General features: G+C 73.6%; 2 protein-coding genes and 1 pseudogene. All 3 read right to left on the reverse strand.

The window, feature by feature from the left end:
* Positions 1-884, reverse strand: an 884-nt coding sequence (locus MXD58_RS29695) for an EAL domain-containing protein (RefSeq protein WP_250611462.1), incomplete at its 3' end; no start/stop codon positions are given.
* 106 nt (positions 885-990) lie between these two features.
* Entirely contained in the window at positions 991-1,866 is an 876-nt protein-coding gene (miaA, locus tag MXD58_RS29700; RefSeq protein ID WP_248838298.1) for a tRNA (adenosine(37)-N6)-dimethylallyltransferase MiaA, read from the reverse strand.
* 117 nt (positions 1,867-1,983) lie between these two features.
* Positions 1,984-2,230, reverse strand: a pseudogene (locus tag MXD58_RS29705) (hypothetical protein); the annotation flags it as partial.

Raw genomic sequence — 2,230 nt, forward strand, 5'->3', positions numbered from 1 at the left:
GCCGCGGCCCGCACCCAGGGCCGCAGGCGGTCATCGGCCCGGTCCGGCGGCCGGTACCAGCGGTCGGGACGGCCACGGCCGAGCGCGATCAGCCGGGCATCCTCCACCGGGACGGGCGGGCAGAACACCGGGCCGATGGCCCGGTCGCAGTCCAGCGCGAGGACGCGCGCCGCGAGCTGGGCCGTGTCCACGCCGTCGGCGACGACGGTCAGGCGCCGTTGGTGCGCGATCCGGACGATCGCCGCGACCACCGCCTCGCCCTCCAGGTCACGCATGGTCGCCCGCAGGTACGGCCCGTCGAGCTTCACCAGGTCCAGCGGCAGCAGGTCGAGCATGGTGAGCGAGCCGAACCAGGTGCCGAACGACTCCACCGCGACCGCCACACCGCGGGCGCGCAGCCCCTCGAGCAGGCGGGGAACGATGGGCGCCGAGAGCCCCAGGGCCCGCTCGCTGAACTCCAGTCCGAGCGCGCCGGCCGGCAGCAGCCGGCCGGTCACCAGCCGGTCGACCTCGGCGAGGAAGGCGGGGCTGGCGAGCTGACGGACATCGATGTTCACCCACAGCCGGGGCGGGCGAATCGCGGTGCCCACCGCCATCCGGTGCCAGGTGCGCGCCTCGGTGACCGCCATCCGCAGGACCCACTGGTCAACCTGGTGAACCAGGCCGGCCGCGGCGGCGATGGGCATGAACTCCGCGGGGCCGAGCATCCCCCGCTCCGGATGCTGCCAGCGCGGATGCGCCTCCATGCCGGGAACGGATCCGTTGCGCAGATCCACCTCGGGTTGGAAATGCAGCCGCAGGGAGCCGTCGTCGAAAGCGGCGTAGAGCGCGGGAACGAGAGTCAGATCGGGTGGGGGGCCACCAGCGGCGGAAGGCGCGGTCACATCGATATCTCCAGACGCCGAGCGAGGCCGGCGGCCGCGCGCCGGTCACCGGCGACGCCGCGCCGCGTCGTCTGGAACTCCGGCGATCGGTACGACCGGTGACCCGTCAGAGCAGATCCACCAGCCGCAGCGCCTCGGAGACGTCGGGTTGGCTCAACCAGAATATCCGTTTGTCCCGCCGGAACCAGGACCTTTGCCGGCGGGCAAAGCGGCGGGTCGCGGTAGTTGTGGCGAGCTTGGCCTCCGCGGTGGAGTCCATTGCGCCATCGAGCCAAGTAAGCAGTTGAGCATATCCAAGCGCACGGGACGCCGTACGCCCTTCCCGGAGTCCGCGCTGTTCCAACTCCCGCACTTCGTCCGGAAACCCCGCGTCCCACATTCTGTCCACCCGTTGCGCGATGCGGTCGTCGAGATCGGCGCGGTCCACCCCGATCTGGACGACGTCGTAGACCGCCCGGTGATCCGGCAGGGTCGCCTCGAAGGTGCCGGTCAGCTCGACGACCTCCAGCGCCCGCACGATCCGCCGCCCGTTTGAGGGCAGGATCACCGCGGCGGCGCGCGGCTCCCGGCGGGCCAGCTCATCGTGCAGCGCGGGCGCGCCGACGCGGGCGAGCTCGGTCTCCCAGCGGGCCCGCACGGCCGGGTCGGTGCCCGGGAAGCTCAGATCGTCCAGCGCCGCGCGCAGGTACAGCCCGGAGCCGCCGACCAGCACCGGCACCCGGCCGGCGGCCAGCAGGTGGTCGATCACCCGGCGGGCGTCGGTCTGGTAGGTCGCGACATCCGCCGCCCGCGTCACCTCCCACACGTCGAGGAGGTGGTGCGGCACCCCGCGGCGTTCCTCGACCGGGACCTTGGCGGTACCGATGTCCATGCCGCGGTATAGCTGCATCGAGTCGGCGTTGACGACCTCGCCGCCGAGGGCGAGGGCCAGCGCGATGGAGAGGTCGCTCTTGCCCGCGGCCGTCGGCCCGACCACCGCCACGACCGGTCCCCGCCCGGTCACGGTTCCCGCCCGGTCACGGTTCCCGCCCGGTCACGGTCCCCGCCCGGTCACGGTCCCTGCCCGGTCACGGTGCCGTCCGATCACGGTGCCGTCCGGTCACGGTGCCGTCCGATCACCTCGTGCGTCCCGGTCGGTCCAGACGGCGACCAGGTAGCCGACGCCGTAGGGCGCGTCGTCGTAGAGCAGGTCGCTGGTCCAGGCCGCCGCCGGCTGCTGTCGGCCGGCGCGGGTCGCGGCGAGCAGTGCCCCGGCGAGAACCTGCCAGGACGCGCGGCCGGCGGCCAGCAGGTCCGTCGCCAGCGTCGGGTCGAGGGCGAGCAGACCCGCCGGGTCGGGACCGGCC

This window comes from Frankia sp. AgKG'84/4, from assembly GCF_023242965.2.
Taxonomy (GTDB): Bacteria; Actinomycetota; Actinomycetes; order Frankiales; family Frankiaceae; genus Frankia.